Origin of the sequence: Agrobacterium sp. T29 (genome assembly GCF_006970545.1) — a bacterium.
Lineage (GTDB): Bacteria > Pseudomonadota > Alphaproteobacteria > Rhizobiales > Rhizobiaceae > Agrobacterium > Agrobacterium leguminum.
Window position 1 is genome coordinate 346,888 of sequence record NZ_CP040640.1, and the last position, 15,052, is coordinate 361,939.

Annotated in this window: 14 protein-coding genes; 6 read left to right on the top strand and 8 right to left on the bottom strand. The window is 61.0% G+C overall.

Features of this window, described 5'->3' with window-relative positions; genetic code table 11:
• Window positions 1-123: 123 nt before the first annotated feature.
• From FGF54_RS01695 to FGF54_RS01710, 4 genes are all read right to left on the bottom strand, one after another.
• Entirely contained in the window at window positions 124-564 is a 441-nt protein-coding gene (locus tag FGF54_RS01695) for an NUDIX hydrolase (protein WP_059760707.1), read from the bottom strand.
• A 273-nt stretch (window positions 565-837) separates the two neighbouring features.
• Window positions 838-1,608, bottom strand: a complete 771-nt coding sequence (locus tag FGF54_RS01700) for an HAD family hydrolase (protein WP_142778749.1) — start codon at window positions 1,606-1,608, stop codon at window positions 838-840.
• The gene (locus FGF54_RS01705; RefSeq protein ID WP_162144093.1) at window positions 1,605-2,951 is read right to left on the bottom strand and encodes a glycosyltransferase family 1 protein; all 1,347 of its coding nucleotides are present in this window, start codon (window positions 2,949-2,951) and stop codon (window positions 1,605-1,607) included. Before FGF54_RS01705 ends, FGF54_RS01700 begins: the two co-directional genes overlap by 4 nt.
• Before the next feature lie 103 nt (window positions 2,952-3,054).
• Window positions 3,055-3,828, bottom strand: a complete 774-nt coding sequence (locus tag FGF54_RS01710; protein ID WP_142778750.1) for a FadR/GntR family transcriptional regulator — start codon at window positions 3,826-3,828, stop codon at window positions 3,055-3,057.
• A 397-nt stretch (window positions 3,829-4,225) separates the two neighbouring features.
• Between FGF54_RS01710 and FGF54_RS01715 the strand changes: the two genes are divergently transcribed.
• Window positions 4,226-5,500 (top strand): DUF3422 family protein, encoded by a 1,275-nt coding sequence (locus FGF54_RS01715; protein WP_142778751.1) that lies wholly within the window; start codon window positions 4,226-4,228, stop codon window positions 5,498-5,500.
• Window positions 5,501-5,518: 18 nt separating this feature from the next.
• Here FGF54_RS01715 and FGF54_RS01720 read toward each other — a convergent pair whose 3' ends face one another.
• A complete protein-coding gene (locus FGF54_RS01720) occupies window positions 5,519-6,418 on the bottom strand; it encodes a LysR family transcriptional regulator (RefSeq protein ID WP_142778752.1) in 900 nt (299 codons plus the stop codon).
• 110 nt (window positions 6,419-6,528) lie between these two features.
• Between FGF54_RS01720 and FGF54_RS01725 the strand changes: the two genes are divergently transcribed.
• The 3 genes from FGF54_RS01725 (at window position 6,529) to glcF (ending at window position 10,723) form a co-directional block, all read left to right on the top strand.
• On the top strand, window positions 6,529-7,962 hold the full coding sequence (locus FGF54_RS01725) for an FAD-binding oxidoreductase (protein WP_031234401.1): 1,434 nt from the start codon (window positions 6,529-6,531) through the stop codon (window positions 7,960-7,962).
• 241 nt (window positions 7,963-8,203) lie between these two features.
• On the top strand, window positions 8,204-9,418 hold the full coding sequence (gene glcE, locus FGF54_RS01735) for a glycolate oxidase subunit GlcE (RefSeq protein WP_142778753.1): 1,215 nt from the start codon (window positions 8,204-8,206) through the stop codon (window positions 9,416-9,418).
• 3 nt (window positions 9,419-9,421) lie between these two features.
• Window positions 9,422-10,723: a glycolate oxidase subunit GlcF gene (gene glcF, locus FGF54_RS01740; protein WP_142778754.1), complete on the top strand. Its 1,302-nt coding sequence runs from the start codon at window positions 9,422-9,424 to the stop codon at window positions 10,721-10,723.
• Between the two features lie 230 nt (window positions 10,724-10,953).
• Here glcF and FGF54_RS01745 read toward each other — a convergent pair whose 3' ends face one another.
• Both FGF54_RS01745 and FGF54_RS01750 read right to left on the bottom strand, forming a co-directional pair.
• Window positions 10,954-11,613 carry an outer membrane beta-barrel protein gene (locus FGF54_RS01745; RefSeq protein ID WP_080817713.1) on the bottom strand — a complete coding sequence of 220 codons (660 nt, stop codon included), beginning with the start codon at window positions 11,611-11,613 and terminating at the stop codon, window positions 10,954-10,956.
• Window positions 11,614-11,876: 263 nt separating this feature from the next.
• Window positions 11,877-12,653, bottom strand: a complete 777-nt coding sequence (locus FGF54_RS01750; protein ID WP_078051213.1) for a L,D-transpeptidase — start codon at window positions 12,651-12,653, stop codon at window positions 11,877-11,879.
• A 236-nt stretch (window positions 12,654-12,889) separates the two neighbouring features.
• Between FGF54_RS01750 and FGF54_RS01755 the strand changes: the two genes are divergently transcribed.
• Both FGF54_RS01755 and FGF54_RS01760 read left to right on the top strand, forming a co-directional pair.
• The gene (locus FGF54_RS01755; RefSeq protein ID WP_142778755.1) at window positions 12,890-13,519 is read left to right on the top strand and encodes a DNA-3-methyladenine glycosylase I; all 630 of its coding nucleotides are present in this window, start codon (window positions 12,890-12,892) and stop codon (window positions 13,517-13,519) included.
• Window positions 13,516-13,959: a hypothetical protein gene (locus tag FGF54_RS01760; RefSeq protein WP_142778756.1), complete on the top strand. Its 444-nt coding sequence runs from the start codon at window positions 13,516-13,518 to the stop codon at window positions 13,957-13,959. Before FGF54_RS01755 ends, FGF54_RS01760 begins: the two co-directional genes overlap by 4 nt.
• Window positions 13,960-13,974: 15 nt before the next feature.
• On the opposite strand, the gene FGF54_RS01765 is transcribed toward FGF54_RS01760, so the two are convergent.
• Entirely contained in the window at window positions 13,975-15,018 is a 1,044-nt protein-coding gene (locus FGF54_RS01765) for a YeiH family protein (RefSeq protein ID WP_142778757.1), read from the bottom strand.
• Between the last annotated feature and the right edge of the window lie 34 nt (window positions 15,019-15,052).

Consider the following 15,052-nt stretch of genomic DNA (forward strand, 5'->3'; position numbering starts at 1 on the left):
GTCGCAGGTTGAAGGCAATTTTACAGAAAGACTGTTACATCTCGCACATCTTTCCAAAAGGAAAGACGATAAAAGCCATGTTGGAAAAACAAACTGCACATTGCCACGTTCAGGGCGGGCGCGCTATTTCGAATGCGTCATCCGCTTGTCGAAAGCGAGCATCAGCGCTTTCAATTCCGGCTCGTTGACGCGTTTTCCCGCCTCCTGGGGGCTGACCCATTCCAGACGTCTGGATTGTTTTTCGGGAAAGCTTTCCTGCATCTCCGAAACTTCCAGCAGATGAACCTGAACCCTGCACGGCACGTTGACGCCGCTGTTCAGCTTTTTCTCGTATTCGTAATAACCGAAGGGCGCCTTTTCCACCGTGCCTCTGACACCGGCTTCCTCATAGGCTTCCTGCTCGGCCACCGCATGGGCCTTCTTGTTGGCCATCGGCCAGCCCTTGGGAATGACCCAGCGTCCCGTATCCCGGCTGGTCAGCAGCAACACTTCCGGCTCCGGATTCTTCTTGGACAATCGATAGCACAGCGCCGCATATTGCTGTCGCGGCGGTCTGCGCAACATCAAGCCAACATCTGTCGCCAATCGATTCAAAATCTTCAATCCGAATAGGTCCTTCTTTGCCCGCTAATGATAATTGCTAATATAGATATCCCGTAAATTCCGCCAATCCCTCATGACCCATAACCCACTACTGTCTTCATGCGGATGAAGCCTGTAAGCCCGGAAAATGCGGAAAATGTGCGAACAGGGCTTCGACCGGGCGGCTTCCCGGCCAAACAGCCGATTGCGGCAATACCGTCTCTGTCTGCTTTCACGTCCTGAAACGCAAAACCGCTATGAATAATTGCCGGTATTGCGTTTGTCGGGATTTAACCCCCAATGCCGGAGGCCTTCGATAACGCCGTCGGCTTCCGTCGCACGCGCCTGGAAAAAACGATTGTCGAGGCCCGCCAGTGAGACGAGCTCCGGCAATGCATTGCCGACGATCACGCCGCGAATATCATTCAATTCGAACATCGCCCGATCGTTGCCAGTATCGCCCGCGACCGCTGATTCGTCGAGGCCGATGCGCAATTGTCCACATAACCATGCAAGCGCCGCACCCTTGTCAGCGGCCTTCGGCAATATGTCGAGATCGCGGTCGCTGGAATAGACGATGCGGGCATCGATATCGGCGGCCACAAGCGCTGCTTCGATCTCGCCAAGCGCGGCATCATCAGCACCATGCAGGAACCAGCTGGATTTAAGGCCGTGCTGATAGCGCTCCTCCTGCATCGTCACGCCCGGCACGCCGGTCATCACGTCGACGATCCTCTGCGGATCGAAACCGGTGCCGAGAGAGGTTTTATAGGCGCTTTCGAGTTCACTGCGCTCTTTCGCGTGCAGCATGGTGCCTACCCCGCCAATGATATAGTCGGGCTGCGGTAGCGGCACCTCTTCGATAAGCGCAAGCTGGTCATCGATCAGCCTGCCGCTGTTGAAAACCAGAAGGGGACGTTGACCTTCCGGCAACGAATGCCAGAAATCGCGGAACCGGCGCGTGGCGTCGTTATCGCCGACGACGGTTCCGTCGAGATCGGTGGAAAAAAGACGAAGCGGTCTCAATCGCCGTCGTTCCATGGTTCGGCCCAATCGGCTTCTTCCAGAACCGGCATCATGGTCCTGCCTTCCACAAGGGCGAGAAGCTGCTGGGCAATGCCGGTCCATGTGAAGAGGCTGCGCGCCTTGTGCGCCCCCATGCGGGAAAGCCGCCCGTAAAGCCGCTCATGCTTGAATGGCTTCATCATGGTGATGCCGAGGTCTTCTTTGTCGAAAGGATCGGCAAACAGCGCATGGCGGCCATAGCTGATGGCCCGGAACAACCCGCCATGGGTGGTGACGACGGTGGGCGTGCCGCTCGCCATCGCCTCGATCGCGGTCATACCGAAGGGTTCATAGCGGCTTGAGAGCACGAAGAGATCGGCGGCGCGATAGATATCCGGCAGGTCCTCATCCGTGACGTAACCGGAAAAGGCCACCTTGTCTTCGAGACCGAGCGCTTTCACCCGCTCCTTCAACTGGTTGAGGATCGTGGTTTCCTGCTCGTCCATATTCTCGCCGCCGACGGCCAGATGCAGCCGGGCTTCCGGTTCGCGCTCGGCAAGAACGGAGAAACCGTCGATCAGCAGGTCATAACCCTTGTTGGTCGCAAGGCGTCCGAGCGCCAGCACCGTCTTGCCCTCGAAACCGAAACGCTGCCGGATCATCTGCCGCGTCGCATCGGAAACAGGGAAGAAACGGTTGTCGTCATAACCCGGCGGGATCATGTGGATGTGCTTGCGCTTCAGACCGTAATCCTCGATCAGAACGTCCAGCTGCACCGGCGTCGTGGCGATCACCATGTCGCAACTGCGATAGATGATAAGCTCATGCTGGATACGTTCCCTGAAGTTGAATTCCAGCTCGAACGTATCGGCCTTTTCCGGATAGTCAGTCTCCATCTGGCGCTTTTTCCAGATGCCGAGCGAATGCGGCGTGTGCAGATGCGGGATTTTCAGCGCTTCGGACAGCCGCTGCCCGGCGACGCCCGCATCCCAATAGTGGCTGTTGATGAAAGAATAATTCAGGTCGTTTTTCTTGATGAAACGCAGCGCATTTTCGCACCATTCCATCAGGTGACGGTGCAGATATTCCTTGGGAATGAAATCCCGTCCGCCGCAGGGAATGCGCACCACGCGGACGCGCTCATCGACCTCATCGAATTCCGGCTGGTCTTCGAAGCGGCGGGTGTAAAGATCGACAGTATAACCGAGCTGGCCGAGTTTGCGTGCAAGCTCAAGCACATAAACCACCTGTCCACCGGTGTCCGCAGCGCCCAGCGGCGGGTGCGCGGCGACATAGCCATGCGTCGATATGAGAGCTATCCGCGGATAGCGTTCAGTTTCGCTCGTGGTCGTCATGGGTCCCATCTTGGTAAATTTTTCCAATTAACCCGATAAAAAGACCAAAGAGCACAAAAGGTTCCATCAAAACCTGAATAAAAGAGATGCCGCATTTCGCCGGATGGCGTTTTCAGCTGCTGCGCTGCTGCTGCCTCAGGCGCGAAATCCGGTCCCATTCCCGCGCCTGATGCGCCTTGGATGTCGTCTCCACGATGAAGTCGATATGGGCCTCCGCCGCCGCCCTTGCCGCGGCCGGATCGCCGGCGGCAATCGCATCGTGGATGGCGATATGTTGCCTCAGCACCTCGTCATGGGCGCCCGCAACGGTGAAGATGAGGTGGCGATTGTAAAAGATATCGTCACTCAGAAGCCGATAGCAGGAGCGTAACGTGTGCATCAGCACGATATTATGCGCCGCCTCGCCAATGGCGTTGTGAAATTCCACATCGCCCGCAAGCTCCTCTTCGAAATGGCCCGCCTCATGCGCTTCCCGCATTCTGTCCACGATGGCGGCGAGGTTGCGCCTGTCGGGTTCCGTCGCCCGCTGTGCAGCAAGTTCGGCGGTCATGCCTTCGATATAGCGGCGATATTCGAGGAAATCCCGCGTCGCCCGGCTATGGCGGGTAATCAGCGCGCTCAAGGGATCGGAAAAGACCGGGCCGACAATATCGGCGACATAGGTGCCGCCGCCATGCCGGCTGGTAAGGAGGCCACGGTTTTCAAGCTCCTTCAGCGCTTCCCGCAGGATAGGCCGGGAGACATCGAGGCGTTGCGCCAGTTCGCGCTCGCCGGGCAGCCTGTCGCCATCCCGCAATATACCGTCGAGAATCAGTTCCTCGAAACGTAAGATCACCTCCTGCGATGTGCGGCTGTGCTCGATGCGCGCAAAAAGCGTTTCGTCCATCGCAGAAGTCTCCGGCGAAATCCCGCCCCGTATTTCGATGGGGGGCAAATTATCAGCGAAGCATCGCACTGGTCAAATATTCTATCCAGTTCCGCGCCTCATCCGTGCCATGCCTGCGGCAACACGGCATCTGCCTTTTCGAATTGGCTTTTGTTAAAGCAGCAGCAGGACAGGGTGACGATGGCGGATTTTTCCGCCAGGTGGATCAAAACAATGACAGCGGCTTCGATTGCGGTGTTTTCATCGTGATCGATGTTTTAGAGTTTTTTCGCTTTTCTTCGAATCGCGAAAAAACTCTAACTCTTTATTTTAGCGCATTTCCGGACGGAAAACCGGGGTCCACTTTTCCTGGAAATGCTCTAATAAAACCAGCGCAACAGGCGGGGACGATATTGCAATGGCCAAGGGTAGATTTGCTTTCGCAAGCGCGCCGGAAAGATCGCTGGCGCTCGGGGAGGTTCATGCGCGGCCGACGGTGCTTCTCGCACCCTCGCGCATCATCGTCCAGCTCGCCTTCATGATGGATGGCGGTTCGGCCGTGCATCACTCGGTCATCGCGGAAATGTCGCGCAGCCGCGGTGTTGCGCCGCCGGAGCGCGATGCCCGCCACCATGCCATGCCCTGGGGGCAGGGGACCTTGCGCTGGGAGCGGCACACCGAATTCTCGACCTGGTTCTGGGATGGCCCCGCGCCGGAAAAATTCGGCGGCGAGATTGCCGGCGATCCCTTCGGCGACGGCTTTTCGCCGCCCGGCTCGCTGATCTCGGGCGTACGGCTGGAAATCCGCCCGGAAAATGGCGTGGCGTCTCACGCGGAGACGATCTTCGAGCCGACCAGCCTCTGTCACAGCGACGTGCGCGACGGTCAGGCGGCGATCCTCACCGATTTCCGGCAGGATCGCGATGGGCTAACGCAGATATTGGTGATCGACCGGGGCTTGAGCGATTACAGCCGCGGCGCGCTGGTGCAGCGGCTGTTGGATATCGAGACCTATCGCACCCTTGCCATGCTCGGCCTGCCGATGGCGCAGACGCTCTCGCCGGAAATCCGCCGCATCGAAGATGGCCTGACGGGTATCACCCAGCGCATGAAAAACGGTGCGCGCGACGAGGCCGATGCGCTGCTGGCGGAAATGACCCGGCTTGCGGCCGAACTGGAAGCCAATGCCGCGCTCAGCCTCTATCGTTTCGGCGCCAGCCGCGCCTATGACGGCATCGTGCGCGAACGCATCCGGGCGCTTGCGGAAACCCCGGTGCAGGGCCACGAGACCATGGGCAGCTTTCTGGAACGGCGCATGGCGCCGGCCATGCGCACCTGCCAGTCGGTGGAGGAGCGGCAGGCCAACCTGTCGCGCAAGCTCTATCGCGCCACGGCGCTCGTCCGAAGCTGGATCGACGTGGAGCTGGAACGGCAGAATACGGTGTTGCTCAACACCATGAACAAACGCGCCGCCATGCAGCTTCGCCTGCAGCAGACGGTCGAAGGCCTCTCGGTCGCCGCCATTTCCTATTATGTTGTGGGCCTCATCGGTTATCTCACCAAGGCGATCAGCCATGATGTGCTGCCGCTCGACCCTGCCGTCGTCACCGGTATCTCCGTTCCCTTCGCGGTCCTCGGCGTCTGGTGGGTGGTGCGCCGCATCCGCCGCTCCCATGCCGAGGGCGGGCACTGAGGGGTAATCCCATGTCCCTCAACCCTGCTCCCAATAAGGTGAAGGCCCATAGAGCCCGGCCAGATAATCGATGAACAGCCGAACCTTCGCGGGCAGGAACTGCCGGCTCGGATAAACCGCCGAGAGAGTGACGTTTCGCGATCCTTCATAACCCGGCAGAACCTGCACCAGCTTGCCGCTGCGCAATTCATGGCCGATATCCCAGGTGGAGCGCAGCGCAATGCCGAGCCCTGATATCACCGCCTCGCGGATCACCTCGCTGGAATTGGTGATGAGCATCCCCTCCGGGCGAATGCTCATCGCGCCGCCCGGTCCCTCCAGCCGCCAGACATCGTTATTATGGGCCGGCAGGCAGCGGTGCTTTTTCAGATCCTCGATTGTCGCGGGCATACCATGGGTAGCAACGTATTCCGCCGAAGCGCAAAGCACGCGGCGTACTGGGGCCAGCCTGCGGGCCACGAGGCTGGAAGAATTGAGATCGGCGATACGGATGGCCAGATCGTAACCACCCTCGATGATGTCGATGAATTCGTCGCTCAGCACCAGATTGACCGAAAGATCCGGATGCCGCTCCATGAAACCCTTCAGATGCGGCGCGATATGCATGCGCCCGAAGGAGGTCGGCGCGGAAACCTTCAGCGTGCCGTTGACGGTGTTGGCGCGGCCGGAGACGAAATCCTCGGCCTCCTCCAGCCCTTCCAGCACGGCAAGCACCCGCTCGTAAAAGCCCTGTCCCGCTTCGGTCAGCGAGATTTGCCGTGTGGTGCGCTGGAAAAGCCGCGCGCCGAGCTTTTCTTCCAGCCGCTTGATGCGCTTGGAAATGACGGCGGGCGAATAACCAAGCTCCCTGGCGGCGAGCGACATGCTGCCGGAGGCGGCAACGCTTGCGAAGACTTCCAGATCGCCCAGATTCGTCATAGTTGCCCTCGATTGTTTCCGGAATGGAAAAAATCCATAACATTTGATTGCGCCGTTTCAAAGTGGTAAAGAAAGAATACCAGTTGGTGAGATGGCATGGAGGAGGGGCGGTGACGCAGCCGATCAAGTTTCTGGAGCCGCGCGCGAAAGTCGTCGCAGGCCGCGACCGCATCATAGCGGACCTCAAGGATATTCTGCCGGCGGACTGTCTTGTGCACGAACCGCGCGAACTCGTGCCTTTCGAAACCGACGCCTTCGTTTCCTATCGCCGCCTGCCGCTTGCCGTGGCGTTGCCGAAAACGACGGAGGAGGTGGCGGCGGTGATGAAATATTGTCACCGCTACGGCATTCCCGTCGTGCCGCGCGGGGCTGGCACCTCGCTCTCCGGCGGCGCGATTCCGCAGGAGGATGCGGTGGTGATCGGCCTTTCCAAGATGGCCTCGATCCTAGAGCTGGATTTTTATAACCGTACGGCGCGGGTGCAGGCGGGCGTCACCAATCTTTCCATTTCCGATGCGGCCGGCGCGGAAGGTTTCTTTTATGCACCGGACCCCAGCTCGCAGCTTGCCTGCACCATCGGCGGCAATATCGGCATGAATTCCGGCGGCGCGCATTGTCTGAAATACGGCGTCACCACCAATAATCTGCTCGGCGTGAAAATGGTGCTTGTCGATGGCACAGTGCTGGAACTGGGCGGCAAGCACCTCGATGCTGCCGGCTACGATCTGCTCGCCCTCGTTTGCGGTTCGGAAGGCCAGCTCGGTATCGTGACGGAAGCGACGGTGCGGTTGATCGCCAGGCCGGAGGGCGCGCGACCGGTGCTGTTCGGCTTCGAGACGTCGGAGGAGGCCGGCTCCTGCGTGGCCGATATTATCGGCGCGGGCATCATCCCGGTCGCCATCGAATTCATGGACAAGCCGGCCATCGAAATTTGCGAGGCCTTCGCCAAGGCGGGCTATCCGCTGGATGTCGGCGCGCTGCTGATTGTCGAGGTCGAAGGCTCCGAGGCGGAAATGGACGCCATGCTGGCCGACATCGTGGCGATTGCCCGAAAACATGGCGTGAAGACGGTGAAGGAATGCCAGTCGGCCATGGAGGCGGCGGCGATCTGGAAAGGCCGCAAATCCGCTTTCGGCGCAACCGGCCGCATCGCGGATTATATCTGCATGGATGGCACCGTGCCGCTCTCCCAGCTTTCCTACGTGCTGAAAAAGACGAGCGAGATCACCGACCGCCTCGGCCTGCGCGTCGCCAATGTCTTCCATGCCGGCGATGGCAACATGCACCCGCTTATCCTGTTCAACGCCAACGATCCGGAGGATGCGGCCCGCGCTGAAGAGGCAGGCAATGAAATATTGAAGCTCTGCGTCGATGCCGGCGGCTGTTTGACCGGCGAACACGGTGTGGGCATCGAAAAACGGGATTTGATGCGCCACCAGTATGGCGAGGCCGATCTTGCCCAGCAGATGGCGGTGCGTGCGGCTTTCGATGAGGGCTGGCTGATGAACCCGTCTAAGGTGTTTCCGCTGGAGGGGAGGGGATGATTGGGGTGAATTTTGTGATCTCTGTGGGGGTGGCTTACCCCCCTCTGCCCTGCCGGGCATCTCCCCCTCAAGGGGGGAGATCGACTCGCCGCGACCTCCCGCTAAATTCTCGAACGGTGCGATTGAAACGATGCGCCAGCCTCTTGCCGATCTCCCCCCTTGAGGGGGAGATGCCCGGCAGGGCAGAGGGGGGTATCCCTCGCGCAAACGTCGCTGTCCGATGCCCGGAGCCTGCCACCCCATGCTGACCCCCTACGCAGAAACCCAGGTCGCCGACATCGTCCGCGACCACGCCGCGCGTAAAAGGCCGCTGAAAATCATCGGCGGCAACACCCGCTCCGGTTTCGGCAATACCGTGGTCGCAGATGAAGCACTCTCTTCCCGCGCGATGAACGGCATCGTCTCCTACCTGCCCGCCGAAATGGTCATGACCGTCAAGGCCGGAACCCCGCTCGCCACCGTCGAAGCGGCTCTCGCTGAAAACCGCCAGATGATGGCCTTCGAGCCTGTGGATCACCGCCCGATCATGGGCACCGAAGGTGAGCCGACCATCGGCGGCGTCTTCGCCGCCAATGTTTCCGGCCCCCGCCGTTATGTGGCGGGTGCGGCCCGCGACAGCCTGCTGGGTATCCGTTTCGTCAATGGCAGCGGTGAGGTCATCAAGGCTGGCGGCCGGGTGATGAAGAATGTCACCGGGCTCGATCTGTCGAAGTTCCTGGCCGGGTCTTTCGGCACGCTCGGTTTCCTCACCGAAGTCACCTTCCGCGTGCTGCCAAAACCGCCGGCGGAAAAAACCGTGGTCGTTTCCGGTCTCGACGATGAAGCGGCGACGCGCATCATGGCGGCGGCGATGGCGATGAGCGTCGAGGTTTCCGGCGCGGCGCATCTGCCGGAAAGCGTTCGTTCCCGTTTCGTCGATGGCGGATTGCCGGATGGCCCGGCGACCATCCTGCGGCTGGAAGGGCTTTCCGCCTCGGTGGAGGCGCGCACGGCCAAACTCCTTTCCGTCATGGACCGGGTCGGGCCGTGGGCGCTGCTGGAGGGTGAGGAGAGCAGGCTTTCGTGGCGGCAGGTGCGCGATGTCGCTCCCTATGCCGGACAGACGGCGAAGCCTTTGTGGAAAGTATCGGTCGCGCCTTCGGTTGGTCATCAGCTTGTCGCGGCGCTGCGCATGGAAGCGGGCATCGACGCCTTTTACGACTGGCAGGGCGGTCTCGTCTGGATGCAGATGGAGGCGGACCCCGAGGCGGATTTGCTGCGTGGCGCGATCCGGGCGCTCGGCGGCGGCCATGCAACTTTGGTGAGGGCAAGCGATGCGGTGCGCGCCACGGTCGCTGCCTTCGAACCGCGCCCGGCGGCGGAAGCGCTGCTTTCTGCGCGTATCAGGGAGAAGCTCGATCCGGCGGGCATCTTCAATCCCGGCAAGATGGCCGTAACGATGGAAGGGGCCGTCTGAACCATGCAAACATCCTTCACTCCCGAACAACTGGCCGATCCGCATGTGGCGGAATCCGAAAAAATCCTGCGCAAATGTGTGCATTGCGGCTTCTGCACCGCCACCTGTCCCACCTATGTCACGCTCGGCAACGAGCTGGATAGCCCGCGGGGCCGCATCTACCTTATCAAGGATATGCTGGAAAACAGCCGCCCGGCGGACCGCGAGGTCGTCACCCATATCGACCGCTGTCTTTCCTGCCTTGCCTGCACCACCACCTGTCCCTCCGGCGTGGATTACATGCATCTGGTCGATCATGCCCGCGCCCATATCGAACAGACATACAAGCGCCCCTTCATGGATCGGCTGATCCGCAATCTTCTGGTTGCCGTCCTGCCCCATCCCGCCCGTTTCCGGCTGGCCCTGCATCTGGCCCGGCTGGCGCGGCCTTTCTCGGGTCTGCTTGCCAAAGTTCCGGCGCTGAAGCCGCTGCAATCCATGCTCGCTCTCGCCCCCGCCGCCGTGCCCGCGGCCTCCGCGTCAACCCGTCCGGGAGAGCGGCCGGCCGAAGGCGAGAAGCGTGGAAGGGTTGCGATCCTCACCGGCTGCGCCCAGCCGGTGCTCGATCCCGGTATCAACGAGGCGACGTTGCGCCTGCTGGCGCGGCTCGGCATCGAGGTCGTGGTGCCGAAGGGGGAGGGCTGTTGCGGTTCTCTGGTGCATCATATGGGGCGCGAGGAAGAGGCGCTCGCCTCGGCAAGGCGCAATGTCGATGTCTGGACGCGCGAGATGGAAAGCGGCGGCCTTGACGCCGTCATCATCACAGCTTCCGGCTGCGGCACCACCATCAAGGATTACGGCCACATGCTGCGGCTCGATCCGGCCTATGCCGAAAAAGCCGCGCGGGTCTCGGCTTTGACGAAAGACATCACCGAATATCTCGCCACCCTCGATCTGCCGCAAGGGCAAAGCCAGGGTCTGACGGTCGCCTATCATTCCGCTTGCTCCATGCAGCATGGCCAGAAGATCACGCTTGCGCCGAAACAACTCCTGAAGGCGGCGGGTTTTACCGTGCGCGATCCGGCGGAAGGGCATCTCTGCTGCGGCTCGGCCGGAACCTACAACATCCTGCAGCCGGAGATTTCCGCCAGGCTCAAGGCGCGCAAGGTGAAGAATATCGAGGCCACCCGGGCGGATGTCATCGCCACCGGCAATATCGGCTGCATCACGCAGATCGGAACCGGCACGGATATGCCGATCCTGCACACGGTGGAGCTGCTGGACTGGGCCTATGGTGGGCCGAAACCGGCGAGGCTTTCGGTTTAGAAACGTCCCGTGGTACTTTCGACTGCGCAGTACCCGAGGCAGCTTTCGCGCACGCACTTTCGGCATCCGTCATGCCAGGCTTGACCCGGCATCCAGCCGGCGCGCGTCGGCGCGACGAGAAGAGAAGAGTCTTTCCAGCCCAATGACTTGGGCTGACTGGATTCCGGCTCATGGCCGGAATGACGAAGGAAGAGAGCGTCGTCCACGCGGCACGCTCTGGGCCATATCTTTTAGAACTTATACGCCACGCCGAAATTCACCGCATTGGTAATGATATCGGTCTTCAACGAGCCGCCATTGTCGATATCGACATCGACGAAGGAATAGGTGCCCTTATACTCCACGAAGGTCGACCAGTTGTCGGTGATGCGGTAGCTGAGGCCGGCCTGCGCCTGCAGGGTTGCGCCGCCGAACTGGTATTCGAAGGTCTTGCCCGAGGGACGGTACACTTCCACATGCGGCACGTTGATGCCGACGCCGGCGCCTACGTAAGGGGTGATCGGCAGCGATTCCAGCGGAAAACGGTAGAGCGCGTTGAGCGTCAGCAGGTTCAGGCCGTCGGTGAATTCGAAATGCGACCAGCCCGAGCGGGCAAGCGTCTGGTCGTCGGCATAGACCTTGTCATGGGTGAAATCGAGCGAAATACCGAAATTCCGCAGCTGGCCCTCATCGAACCAGTAGGTGCCGCGCACGCCCCAATAGGGCGGGTTGGAAAACGACTTGCCTTCCCATCCGGCCCTGAAATCCGGCCCGTCGGAAACCTTCACATCGCTATGCGGCGCGCTTTGCCAGCCGCCATAACCGGAAATTTCAAATTCGCCCGCGATTGCGGCAGAGAAGGAAACGCCGCTGAACAGCAGGGCGCAAACAAATAAAGTATGGCGCGGCATGAAGTGAATCCAGATTGATATCAGTAATTCACCAAACCGTTTTTTGATAACATTTGAATGACAGAAACGAAAAACGGGCGGCCGATTGACCACCCGTTTTAAGGCCGTTCCATCATCCCCCTGAGAGAGGTCCGGCTCCTGGCGTCCCCCGCCAAGTTTCATTCCATTGAAGTGAGCCGGATTGTACCGCCGCAAGGCGGCAATTCAAGCGGATACGCCGCCACACCGGCCCTGGAGCGGCCGGAATGGCTGAACCGTTGCCGTCATATCACAATGACCTTCGTTCCGACGTTGACGCGCTCGTAAAGATCGGTGACATCCTCGTTGCGCATGCGGATGCAGCCGGATGAATTGTTGCTGCCGATCGTCCACGGCTGGTTGGTGCCGTGGATGCGATAAAGCGTCGAGCCGAGATACATGGCGCGCGCGCCCATCGGGTTCGCCGGGCCGCCTTCCATGAAGGCCGGCAGGTAGTGTCCCTTCCTCGCCTCGCGGCTGATCATTTCCTTCGGCGGGGTCCAGCTCGGCCATTCCGCCTTGCGGGTCACCTTGTGGGTGCCGGCCCATTCGAAACCGGGCTTACCGACGCCGACGCCGTACCGCCGGGCCTTGCCATCGGCGAGAACGAGATAAAGGAAACGGTTCGGCGTATCGATGACGATGGTGCCGGGTTTTTCATCGGTCGGGTAGGTAACGATCTGCGGCAGGAATTGCGGCGCGATCTGTGTGCGCACCGGCGCGTTGGGGCGGACGGCGGCATTCTGCACCCGTGCCGGGCGCTGCGATGTGACGCCGGAGCTGGGGCGCTGCGGCATGGCGGCCTGGCGCTGCTGGAAGAACGGCTGGCGTGCGGCAGGCGCGCGCGGATAAACCACGGGCCGCACATTGCCGCGACCGCCGAGCTGGGTGACCCAGGGGGCCGAAAGATCCGGGCTGACGACGACGGGCGGGCGCTCGCGATAACGCTCATTGGCCATGGCGGCCGGGGCGGCAAAGGTGGAAACGAGGCTCAGCGCCAGAAAAACGGACTTCATCGTCATCGGGTGGACTCTCTCTGCGGGATGTCGCAACTATGGATTTGCGGGACTGTTCGCCCGCTTTGCCGGACACGTTCGCACCTCGACGCCAGCGAATCGTAAATGGCTGTTCATTAAAAAGCGCTTGATTAGGGAAAGCTGGATTTAAGGTTAGCACCCGGTTTTGAAACGTGGTGAATGAGTGGTAAGTGCGCGGTCCGAACCGGTCACGGGCGGGAGCGGAAAAGGGTGGTTGCGGAATGAATGAAGCGGGACTTGAAACGGGCGCGGATGGCCTTGTGCGGTGTTTCTGGCAGCAGGGGTTTGCGGATTACAGCCGTTACCACGACGAGGAATGGGGTTATCCCGTCACCGACGATCGCCGCCTTTTCGAGAAGATCTGTCTGGAAGGTTTCCAGTCCGGCCTCTCCTGGCTGACGGTTCTGCGCAAGCGCGAGGCGTTCCGTCTCGCTTTCGCCAATTTCGAATTCGAAAAAGTGGCGGAATTCGGTGACGCCGATATCGAGCGTTGCCTTGCCGACAAGGGCATCATCCGCCATCGCGGCAAGATCGTCTCGACCATCAACAATGCCCGCCGCGCCATGGAGCTGCGCGATGAATTCGGATCGCTCGCCCGTTATTTCTGGGGTTTCGAACCGGCCGCCGCAGAAAGGCCGCAAAGGCTGGACTATGCGACGTTGAGGGCCAACCCCATCAGCGACGCCTCCATCCGTCTTTCGAAGGACCTGAAGAAGCGGGGCTGGAGTTTCGTCGGCCCGACGACCGTCTATGCATTCATGCAGGCCATGGGTATGGTCAACGACCATATCGAAGGCTGTCATTGCCGCCAGCCGATAGAGGCCATGCGGCGGGAGTTTGTACGTCCATGAAGATAACCTCCCTTCTTCTGGCTCTTACCATGGCTGTGGCCGCCGTGCCGCATCTCTCCTTCGCGGAGGGCCGCAATGTCGACGGTATCTGGCTCGATGACGGCGAAAGGCTGAAGCAGGTGGCGCTGCCGCCAGCCGGGCCGCTGAAGCTTGACGGCTGGACGCGGCGCGGGCGCGGCGATGTCTATCGCCTGAAGGTGAAGGCCGGGCAGACGGTGAAGATCGAGCTTGCCGCCTCCAGCGAATTCGTGCTGATGGCGGTCTTCGATTTTTCGACGCCGGATGAGGACGCGATCTTCTTCAGCGATTCCGAAGGCAAGGTCGCAACCCTGACGCCGAAGGCGGATACGGAATGGTTGATCCGCCCGACGCTCATCCTGGGATCGCCGCGACGTGGCCTCGGCGCGCATTACACGCTGACGGTCAGCACCGGGAAATAACAGCCCGCCCTTTGCTTAGGCCGTCTGTGTCAGCACAATCAGGCCGAAACTCAAGACACCAAGCAGCACGAGCGACAGGCTGGCGGCGACGATGACCTTGCCGCCGGCATGGCGAAGGCTGCGAATATCGACCGAAAGGCCCAGCGCCGCCATCGACATGATGGTGAGGATGTTGGAGAGCGAGGCGACAGGGCCGATCAGAGCCTCGGGAATGAGGCCGAAGGACCGGGCCATGATCATCAGCACGAAGGCGATGATGAACCACGGAACCATCTGCTGCAATCTCAGGCGTTCCGTGCCGGACTGGCCATGGATGACGGAAAGGGCGGCGATGACCGGTCCCAGCATCAGCACACGGATGAGCTTGACGATGGTGCCGGTCTGCACGGCGATTGCGCCGAGCGGGGCTGTGGCGGCCAGAACCTGCGGCACGGCATAGACCGTCAGGCCGGCGAAAATGCCATATTGGGTGGCGTCGAGACCCAGAAGCTGCGGCAGAAACGGCATCAGCAGCACGGCGGCAACGCCAAGAACGGCCGTGAAGGCAATCGAGGCGGCGACATCTTCCGGCTTCGCGCCGATGGCGGGCGCGGCGGCGGCAATGGCGGAGTTGCCGCAGATGGAATTGCCGCAGGCGATCAGCGTCGCAAGCTTGGGCGGCAGACCGAGCATCCGCCCGGCGGCATAGCTGACGATCAGTGACAGGGCGACGATCAGCGCAATGCCGCCGATCAGCAAACCGCCGGCACCTTTGAGGATGGAAAGGCTCAAGGACGCGCCGAGAAGCGCCACCGCGATTTCGAGCAGCGTCTTGGCGCTGAATTTGATGCCGGCCGAAGCGACGGCGGGCAGCGATACCAGCGAACGCAGCAGCGTGCCGATCAGAATGGCGAGCACCAAATCGCCGAGCCATGCGTGGCCGGCAAGCCGCACCTGAAAGCGCTCCGCCAGAATGGCGGCGCAGCTGACCGCCGCGCAGAGAAGAATGCCCGGCAGAAGCGGGGTGAGCCAGCGAAGCGAAAACTGAAAGGGATGAGCGAGGGTGCGATGTTGTGCCATGGCCAGACAATGCCGCAGCCGCCTGTTTTATTCT

Excerpts from the sequence above, each read along its gene's own strand:
- FGF54_RS01750 (WP_078051213.1), bottom strand. The coding sequence starts at position 12,653 with ATGACGATGAAGTCCGTTTTTCTGGCGCTGAGCCTCGTTTCCACCTTT.
- FGF54_RS01695 (WP_059760707.1), bottom strand. The coding sequence starts at position 564 with ATGTTGCGCAGACCGCCGCGACAGCAATATGCGGCGCTGTGCTATCGA.
- FGF54_RS01755 (WP_142778755.1), top strand. The coding sequence starts at position 12,890 with ATGAATGAAGCGGGACTTGAAACGGGCGCGGATGGCCTTGTGCGGTGT.
- FGF54_RS01710 (WP_142778750.1), bottom strand. The coding sequence starts at position 3,828 with ATGGACGAAACGCTTTTTGCGCGCATCGAGCACAGCCGCACATCGCAG.
- glcF (WP_142778754.1), top strand. The coding sequence starts at position 9,422 with ATGCAAACATCCTTCACTCCCGAACAACTGGCCGATCCGCATGTGGCG.
- FGF54_RS01705 (WP_162144093.1), bottom strand. The coding sequence starts at position 2,951 with ATGGGACCCATGACGACCACGAGCGAAACTGAACGCTATCCGCGGATA.
- FGF54_RS01720 (WP_142778752.1), bottom strand. The coding sequence starts at position 6,418 with ATGACGAATCTGGGCGATCTGGAAGTCTTCGCAAGCGTTGCCGCCTCC.
- FGF54_RS01760 (WP_142778756.1), top strand. The coding sequence starts at position 13,516 with ATGAAGATAACCTCCCTTCTTCTGGCTCTTACCATGGCTGTGGCCGCC.
- FGF54_RS01745 (WP_080817713.1), bottom strand. The coding sequence starts at position 11,613 with ATGCCGCGCCATACTTTATTTGTTTGCGCCCTGCTGTTCAGCGGCGTT.
- glcE (WP_142778753.1), top strand. The coding sequence starts at position 8,204 with ATGCTGACCCCCTACGCAGAAACCCAGGTCGCCGACATCGTCCGCGAC.
- FGF54_RS01715 (WP_142778751.1), top strand. The coding sequence starts at position 4,226 with ATGGCCAAGGGTAGATTTGCTTTCGCAAGCGCGCCGGAAAGATCGCTG.
- FGF54_RS01765 (WP_142778757.1), bottom strand. The coding sequence starts at position 15,018 with ATGGCACAACATCGCACCCTCGCTCATCCCTTTCAGTTTTCGCTTCGC.